8 protein-coding genes are annotated in these 9,102 nt (G+C 30.7%); all 8 read left to right on the plus strand.

The annotated features are described in order from the left end of the window. Positions 1-462, plus strand: a 462-nt coding sequence (locus ACJAX4_RS19285; protein WP_435791064.1) for a hypothetical protein, incomplete at its 5' end; no start/stop codon positions are given. 68 nt (positions 463-530) lie between these two features. Next, positions 531-1,073, plus strand: a complete 543-nt coding sequence (locus tag ACJAX4_RS19290) for a PilW family protein (protein ID WP_435791065.1) — start codon at positions 531-533, stop codon at positions 1,071-1,073. Between the two features lie 130 nt (positions 1,074-1,203). After that, positions 1,204-3,534, plus strand: a complete 2,331-nt coding sequence (locus ACJAX4_RS19295) for a PA14 domain-containing protein (protein WP_435791066.1) — start codon at positions 1,204-1,206, stop codon at positions 3,532-3,534. 67 nt (positions 3,535-3,601) lie between these two features. Beyond that, the gene (locus ACJAX4_RS19300) at positions 3,602-4,111 is read left to right on the plus strand and encodes a DUF3267 domain-containing protein (protein ID WP_435791067.1); all 510 of its coding nucleotides are present in this window, start codon (positions 3,602-3,604) and stop codon (positions 4,109-4,111) included. A 398-nt stretch (positions 4,112-4,509) separates the two neighbouring features. Beyond that, a complete protein-coding gene (locus ACJAX4_RS19305; RefSeq protein WP_435791068.1) occupies positions 4,510-4,923 on the plus strand; it encodes a type II secretion system protein in 414 nt (137 codons plus the stop codon). Between the two features lie 140 nt (positions 4,924-5,063). After that, on the plus strand, positions 5,064-5,840 hold the full coding sequence (locus ACJAX4_RS19310; protein WP_435791069.1) for a prepilin peptidase: 777 nt from the start codon (positions 5,064-5,066) through the stop codon (positions 5,838-5,840). Between the two features lie 266 nt (positions 5,841-6,106). Continuing rightward, on the plus strand, positions 6,107-6,682 hold the full coding sequence (locus ACJAX4_RS19315) for a hypothetical protein (RefSeq protein WP_435791070.1): 576 nt from the start codon (positions 6,107-6,109) through the stop codon (positions 6,680-6,682). A 143-nt stretch (positions 6,683-6,825) separates the two neighbouring features. Then, positions 6,826-9,099 (plus strand): alpha/beta hydrolase family protein, encoded by a 2,274-nt coding sequence (locus ACJAX4_RS19320; RefSeq protein WP_435791071.1) that lies wholly within the window; start codon positions 6,826-6,828, stop codon positions 9,097-9,099. The last annotated feature ends 3 nt before the right edge of the window (positions 9,100-9,102 follow it).

The following is a 9,102-nucleotide window of genomic DNA, read 5'->3' on the forward strand; positions in this document are numbered from 1 at the left end:
ACTACAAGAAATGAAGTTAATAACAATGAAGTTATTATATTGGATAAAGATCAAAATAGCACTTATGTATTAAAAGGAAAAAATGCTGGTACTATACCTGGAAATGCTACGGTCGTTGATTTGACACGTGAAAATGTGTATAAAGGCGTTATAATAACAAATGGAAATATTATCATATCAGGAGAGCTAAAAAAATTTAAAGGAACAATAATATGTAATGGAGATTTAACCTTTGAAGGAGTTGGTGAAAAGAATATAGTTTATGATAAAGTATATTTAGAAGGTTTTGCTTTAAACAATTATCAATTATTTAAAGACACTTTTAGTGATGTTGGAGAGTATGCTAGAGATAATGTTAGTAGCTATTTATTTGCAAAAGTGTATGATAGCAGTAATAGTAATAGTAATACGGATATTGAATTCAAATTAATTAATCGTAAAAAATGGGAACTGATTAAGTAACTTAACGTTAGAAGTTGGATACTCCATTTTAAAATGGAGTTATAAGAATACAGAGAGGAGAGAATATCATGACAGTTAATAAAAAAGGTATAACTCTTATTGAATTAATAATAGCAATGGCAATATCAGCCATAGTTCTCTCTGTAATTAGTACTTTCTTTTTTACAAACTATAACACATTAAATTCAGTAAATAAAGATTTAGAATTGCAGTCACAAGGAGAAAAAGCAATTAACTTTATGGTTGATAATATTATTGAAGGATATGGGGTTGCTGAAGTTAAAAAAATTGATGGTAGCGACGTTGTCCTTAATTCTAGTAGTGAAACTGAAATTACAAAATTATCAGTGATAAAACAAGACAGTGATGAAACAGAATATAATTCGAATTTTGAAATGGATAGTGGAGTTCTCAAATATATGAAAGGCACAGAGGGAGCGGTTAATAGAGAAATTTGTAAAAGTATTAAATCAATAAAGATTACACCGTTACCATCAGGTGAAAGTTTTACTGATTGTAAGGGAATAGGAATAAAAATAACTATGAAGTCAGATAAAATAGAGAAAGTATTTGTTAATGAGGTTTATATGAGAAATAAAGGGGTTAATTAGCTAGTATTTTGAAGCCATTTGCAGAGTGTTCGGGGGTTATTCTTGAAACAGAAGTTATTGGTGTGGATGGGAAGAGTGATTATACTACGACTAATAATATATATTTTAGAAATTAAAGGGGGGTAAAAAAATGTTTAAACATAATTTAAAAAAGGGTATAGGTATTTTAGTGATGATGGTTATGTTGTTTAACTTGTCTGGTTATATACCTGTGTTTGCAAAGAATCACAGTAATAATATTAGTGGAATTGTTTGGCGTGATTTTAATAGTAATGGGACAAGGGATTTTGGAGAAGGCGTAGACGGAATTACAGTTTATTCATTGCATGGTAAAGGAAATAATGACCAGCAAGCCAATCATTCTCAAACAGAATCAGTATATGGTGTAAAAGGTTCATATAGTGTTTCTCCTAGTAATAATGGAAATGATACTGTTATAGGTATAGAAGAAAGTTATAGTTGTAAAATACCTAGTAGTGATTCAAACATAGTAGAAAAAAAAGGTGAATATTGGATTACTGGTGTAATGCATAAGAAAAATGACAATAGTGATATAAATATAGAATTAGGATCTTTGCCAGCTGTTTCAATTGCACCAGAAGTTAATATAAGTGTTTCTGATGTCACAGGGATTAGAGACAGCTATGAAGTAACTGCTGAAAATACAAATAAATTCTTACAACCAAATATTAAACTTAAAGGAGATTCTTTTGCTGACATAAATGTTAAAGGAAATGATGTGGACTTTTTTAAATATCAATTTATAGCTGGCACTGAAGTACCTACAGAAATGCCCGATAGCGGATGGAATGATATTGACTTGACACAAGAAACAATTAATGAGGATGTTGTGTTAGAACAAGTAGGACATTTAAACCAAAGAGCTTACGATGTTAGTCACATGGACCTTTTATCAAATGTGGGGAAATGGAGTAAGCCAGAAGAGGTTTTTAAAACTCCCTTTGATGCTACAACTTATAAAGCTGCGACATATTCACAAAATCGAAGTGAGTATGGAGACTATGAGAATTATATTAAAAGTGATGGGACAGAAGGTAGTAGGTGGGTAACGAATTCAATGTTTATGAGTAATATGAATATTGGTGGAAATTATAAAGAGTCTTCCAAATTTTGGGGATATATTAAAGTCCCAACAGATGGGAATTATAAGTTTGCAGCTCTTTCTGATGATGGTTGTAAAGGATATATAACTGTTGATGGAGAAACTAGAGCTTTTGTAGATATGTTTCAGCCACAATCATCAACGTTTGGAACCGAAAACAATGAATATTCCTTAAAATCAGATAAATTTTACCCGATTTATTTAGAGTATTTTAATTGGGGTGGATCTGCCAATTTTGAACTTAGATATAGTGATACTGGATCAATAACATCTGATTCTTCAAGAATTCCGGCAGAGTGGTTTTATCCATCAAAAAATATTACACCAGGAGAATATGCTACAACTACGTTTACTGGAAGTCAAGGGGTTAAATTCCCTATAGAATCAAATGATTATTACATTGCTTATAAAACAGGTAAGGATAATAGCATTACTAGAGAAGGTTTCTATGGCCCGTTTACAGTTGAAGGGAAGACACATCTAAATTTATCAAAGAATGTCATTGGCGGAAACACAGTAGAGATAAATAATGATTTTATATTAGAATATACTATTCAAGCTGAGGATGTAGTTCCTACAAGTACATTCAAGAATTTAGATGGAACACTCATGGGAAAGATATATTTAAATACTGTGAAATTACAAGATGAATATCCTGAAAATATACAAATAAAATCTGAATCTAATATAGTTATTAATGATCAGAAGATTACTGCGATAATTCCAGACATAGAGTATAATTTAACTACAAAAGACGGAAAAGATATATATTTAGCACAACCAGTAAAAATTCAAATTCATTTGAGTGCCGAAGTGATAGGAGACTATACTTTAAGTGGAGAAGGTAAATCTATAATTACTCTTGTAGATGTTAATGGTGCAAATGCCCAAATGGAGTTTAATTCAATTGATGTAACAGCAGTTGATACCGCTGATAGATCTATAATTAAAACAGGAATATTTCTAAATAAACAGTTTAGTGAGAGAAATAACATTAACTTAGTAAAAGGATTTAATATAAACTTAGCTGTTGAAATCACAAATTTAAATAATCATAAGTTCAAACTAGAAATGAATAATGATGGATTTATTACAATTTCAAATGTAGAGGTATATGCAAGTACAGATTTGAGAAACCCGATTAGAAATATCACTGTAACTGGAAATACTGTTACTTTTGAAAATTTGCAGACAAGTAATAGTACGTATATACTTGTATTAAAAGCAAAAGCAAATAGATTAACTGTTGCACCTATTAGTAGTAAAATTACTATAGGTAACATTATAAAAAGTGAAAAACACCTAATCAATGTAGTGAAATTACCATCATTACAATAACATCATAGAATCATAAAAATAGTTTAAATTCAAAGACATGTCAATACTTCTAAATGAGGTGATTGACATGTCTTTTAAAATTACGTGGAAAACCCATGTAATATGTATTTTTATAGCACTTATAATAGTAAAACTTTTGGGAAGTAACGCAGACAATATAATGGATAATTTCTTTCTGAGGCCTTTTATATTTTATCCAACTGAATACTTAGCAATCAATTTTTTTATATATGCACTATTTTTAATGGTTCCAATATCAATTATACATGAAGGTATTCATGGATTTGTATTTAAAGCTTTTGGTGGTAAGGTCAAGTATGGGTTCAAGGGAATTTATGCATATACCATGGAAATTTCTGAGTTGCCTATACAACGTACTAAATTTTTAATTATTCTTCTAGCACCAGTAACGATAATGTCTATTGCCACCTTGTTGTTGCCGACTTCGCTCGGAGGTGTAATATTCCTATTTAATCTATTAGGTGCATCAGGAGACTTATACATGTCATATAGGCTTATGACATGCCACTGTGATAGTAAGATTATTGATAAAATATATGGATTCAATGTTGTATAGAAAATTACCATAATAATTTAGATTAGAGTGAATTTTATCCTGCCTTTTGGATTGAAATTCACTCTTTTTTTTGTACAACTACCAGTGCTATAAAGTAAATTTTAAAATTATTTTTAAATACAATAACATAGCATAAAGCTTGATTTTAACTCAATCAATTGAGAATAATTTCACAATCGATATGAAATCTAGAATTAGAAGAGGTATATTATTATAAAATATGGCTAATATTCTTTATATACCCATCAAGCTAGTTTGCTATTTTTCGTATAATTGATGCTTTATTATGTATGGAATAGACAACTCTCATACTTTAAGAACACAATTTCTAACTATAAAAAGGTATTAGCTCTGGTAAGGAGTCAAAATAAAAAACATAATAAGAGGAGGAATTAGAAATGGTGAAAAATATTAAAAGAAAAAAAGGATTCACACTAATCGAACTCATAATTGTAATTGCAATTATAGGGGTGTTGTCGGCAATTGCGGTGCCTAAGTTTAGTAGTATACAACAGGATGCTAAAGTTAAAGCTGATATTGTTAGTGCAAAGGTTATTGCTGATGCTACGAAGGCACTCATTGCTATAGGTGGTATAACTGATACATCAGGATACACTATTCCAACTGAAGTAGGTACTGATATAAAGGGTTATATTGAAGTAGAACCTGTTGTTAAGGCAATTAAAGAAGAAAATTTTTTAGTTAAAATTGATGATAAGGACAATGTTTTCGTTACAGTTGATATACATAAGTTGTATCCTACGCCGGATGTGAATTATCCAGTTGTAGATGCAGATGCAGGTAAGGAGTAAGTAAATATTTTAAAATGTTTAGTGTCCAAAGTACATATGACTTTGGACACTAAATTATTTAATGTTCTTATTTCTAAACATATGTTAAAATTAACAATAGAGCCAAAAACTACAAAGCCAAACATAAGGTGGTTACACTCATGGAAAGCATTTTCCCAATAACAATATTTATTCTAGGACTACTAATCGGAAGCTTTTTAAATGTATGCATATACAGGATTCCAAGAGGAGAAAGCATAGCATTTCCACCCTCACATTGTACCTCCTGCGGTAATGATATCAAGTCTTATGATCTTATACCAGTAATTAGCTGGATCATCTTAGGAGGCAAATGCAGAAGCTGCAAGGAGAAGATATCTAGTAGATATGCCCTAGTAGAATTTTCAACAGCAATACTTTTTTTATTAACTTACTTTCAATATGGATTAGATATAAATCTTCTAAAGTTTTTAATACTAATACCTTTTTTAGTGGTTATAGCTATGATAGATTATGACACTATGGATGTATACAGCACAACTACTTGGATGGCTATAGGGGTGGGCCTTATTTTTCTAGGGATTAACGTTTACCTAGGGGGACCAGTACTTACCTACGTTTATGGTGGTATGCTTGGAGCAGGTCTAATAACTATTATTATTTTATTGTCCAAGCTCATTCTTGGAACAGAGGGTATGGGCTGGGGTGATGTTGAGATTTGCGGAGTTTGTGGTTTGTTTTTAGGGTTTAAACTAACTTTTGTAATGCTATTTTTTTCTTTTATAATTGGAGGAGCTCTTGGTGGTTATTTACTTGTTTTTAAGAAGAAAAAGGGTAGAGCAGAAATGCCTTTTGGACCATCCATTATAATTGCAACTTTTTTAATAATGATTTATGGTGAGAGAATTTTAAATTGGTATTTGAATTTATATATATAAATAAAAGTAATAAACATAGTGTTATTTGTACATAATAAAAGTATGTAGTATCACAAATTATCAAATAGCAGTCTAAACATGTGGACTTTAACGTAAACTAGAGTATAGCATGAATAGTCTCAGTAATTCTCTATCTATCTAGAATGGCGCTGCTTGGCTATTCTAAATAATCGGTGTATAATGAATCATAACTGAATTGGTTGTGAAAGGTTGATATAATGCAAAATGTATTGTTGAACATGAATAGCAAATGGAAGGAAAAAACCATGAAAGCGAAGAAAAGTGATTATCTCCAAAAAATTTACGAAAAAAATCCTACTACCGGAAATTATGTTATACAGGTAGCCTTAGACAAGTATAATGATATATTCAATGATTGGGACCACGCTCCTTTTAAGAAAAGAGACATGGATCCAGATTTAGCAATTTTTCTTGAAAACTGTTTTGAAGAAATTCCAGACAAATATGGAGTGGATATATGTTTCTACTTGCCAAAAGAAGGAAAAGACGTAAATAGAGAAGAATCTTTAATTGCAGGAATTAAAACCTATTATTCTTTTTATTTGCACCAAGAAATTAAAGTTTTAAAAGAAAATTATCACAAGATAGTTAAGTATATAATTGCATCACTTAGTCTCCTTGCAGTGTCGGTTTTTTTAACTACAACTGTGGGTAATAATATATTCCTTGGAACTATACAACAAGGATTTAACATAGGTGGTTGGGTGTTTTTATGGGAAGTTATTTCAATGGTATTCTTTAGAGGACGCGAAGTTAGCTCTGAGATTACTAAATATCAGAGGTTTTTAAGTTCATTAATTTATTTTAAATATAGTAATTAGATTATTATTCTTATCTATAAAGAAAAAAAGCAATTTTAAATAAACTACTAAACAAAATAATAAATACAAACCCTTTCTATAGATGTAAACTTAGAGGGGGTTTGTTTTTTTCATAAGTATCACTTAAACAAAGGAGGGAATCTATGATTAAAAAAATAGAACGGTTTATAAAGACGAATTTTGATCGAAATAATAAAAGAATAATAGATAGTATGGAAAGTTTGGACAACTACACGAGTACTATAAAATTAGCGTTAATTATAACTACAATAATAGTATTCAGCATAATAGGAGGATATGTAAACACAGGGCTAGGAATAGTAATAGATTCTGGTATTTTAATAATAATAGGGGTACTTGCACTACTTTTAATTATGACTTTGTTTAAATTGATTTTTATGATACTACGCCATACACCTAAAAAAACAGCTGTTATTTTACTTTCTGAAGTTTTCATATTAACTATTGTTTTTAAAGGTTTATTATTTATAGAGCTATGGCAAGCAATCACTTGTACTGTTTTAATTGTTCTGGTAGAAGCATCCATGGCTATTAATATAAAAAAATTGAGACAAAAGGGTGTTAAGAAAAATAGAGTTCTATTTTTTTTACTCATTAGTATAGGTGTTAATGTGTACTTAGGTATTTGGATATTTACTAATATAGATTTAAGTTTTAAACAGGTAAATGAAATAAAGATATCAAATGGGGTACAAGCAGTTTTTAATAGTGATTCAGACTTTGAAAATCCATTAAGAGACCGCAAATATACTGTAGGTTCATTAACCTATGGAAGTGGCGATGATAAAAGGCCTGAATTTGGGGAAGATGCTAAGTTAATAACGGGAACTGTAAATGCTACTCCAATGCTAGGGGAAATATCAGGATTTAAAGGTAAGATGAGAAAATTATTTTGGGGTTTTAGTGAGTGGGAATATCCTTTAAATGGTACAGTGTGGTATCCAAAAGAGAAAGGTACGTACCCCTTAGTTATGATAGTTCATGGCAATCATGCTATGGAAGATTATTCGGATAGCGGGTATGCGTATTTAGGAGAATTACTTGCTAGTCAAGGATTTATAGCAGTGTCTGTGGATGAGAATTTTTTGAATGGTTCTTGGAGTGGAAATATGGGAAACGAAAATGATGCAAGAGCGTGGATGCTTCTCAAACATTTAGAGGTTTTTGAAAAATGGAACCAAAGCATAGATAATGTTTTTTATGAGAAAGTAGATATGGAAAACATAGCATTAGTAGGCCATTCAAGAGGTGGAGAAGCAGTGGCTACGGCAGCAACGTTTAATAAACTTGACTTATATCCAAATGACGCGGATATAGTTTTTGATTTTGGGTTTAATATTGTGTCAGTGGTAGCTATTGCACCTACAGATGGACAGTACAAGCCAGGTGGTAAGTTAACACCACTTGAAAATGTTAATTATTTGGTGCTTCAAGGTTCCCAGGATGGCGATGTATCAAGTTTTTATGGGGATTTACAGTATGATCGCGTTGCATTTACTGATGATAAAGAGTATTTTAAATCATCACTCTATATTGAAGGGGCCAACCATGGGCAGTTTAATACTACCTGGGGGAATACCGATATAGGTGGACCTAGTGGACTGTTTCTAAATCTAAAGCCAATGCTTGCGGGGGAGGATCAGCGAGAAATTGCGAAGATATATATATCATCCTTTTTACAAAATACACTTTATAATAAAAAGGATTATATTAAATTATTTCAAAATTATAATTATGGTAGTAATATATTACCTGATACAAAATATATTAGTAAATTTGAGGATTCAAATTATAACGCAATAGCAAATTTTGAGGAGGACGTTGATATAACTACAGGTACTGCTTCCGGAGTAAAACTTAAAGGTGAGCATTTTACATTCTGGAGGGAGAAAGATGCACATTTAAGAAATGAGGAAGAAAAAAACAATAGTGGAGTATTTCTTAGGTGGAAAAATATTAATGGCATTGAAACAAAAAATAAAAAAAGTTTTGCAACTTATAAGGTTGAGTTACCAAAAGATTTCTCTAAGAAGGAGCTAAATAAGAATAGCATATTAAGTTTTTCATTGGCTGATACAGGATTTAGCGAAAATATAGAAAATATCGATTTAACTATTGAAGTTAAAGATAAAAATGGATTGGTTTCAGAGGTAGCTTTAAGCGAGGTTGGAGTTTTAAATCCTGCGATAAAGGTTAAATTCACCAAATGGTTATTTTTGGAGAACTCATATGATAATGAAATAGAGATGGGGCTTCAAAGTTATAGAATACCACTCGAAGATTTTATGGAGAAAAATCCCAAAGTCAATCTTAGTAATATTGAATATATTAATTTTATATTTAACAAAACCACTGAGGGTGAAGTATTATTAGATGACATAGGTCTTAGTAAGTAAAAA

The sequence above is a fragment of the Clostridium sp. genome (assembly GCF_051278035.1).
Classification (GTDB): domain Bacteria; phylum Bacillota; class Clostridia; order Clostridiales; family Clostridiaceae; genus Clostridium_AD.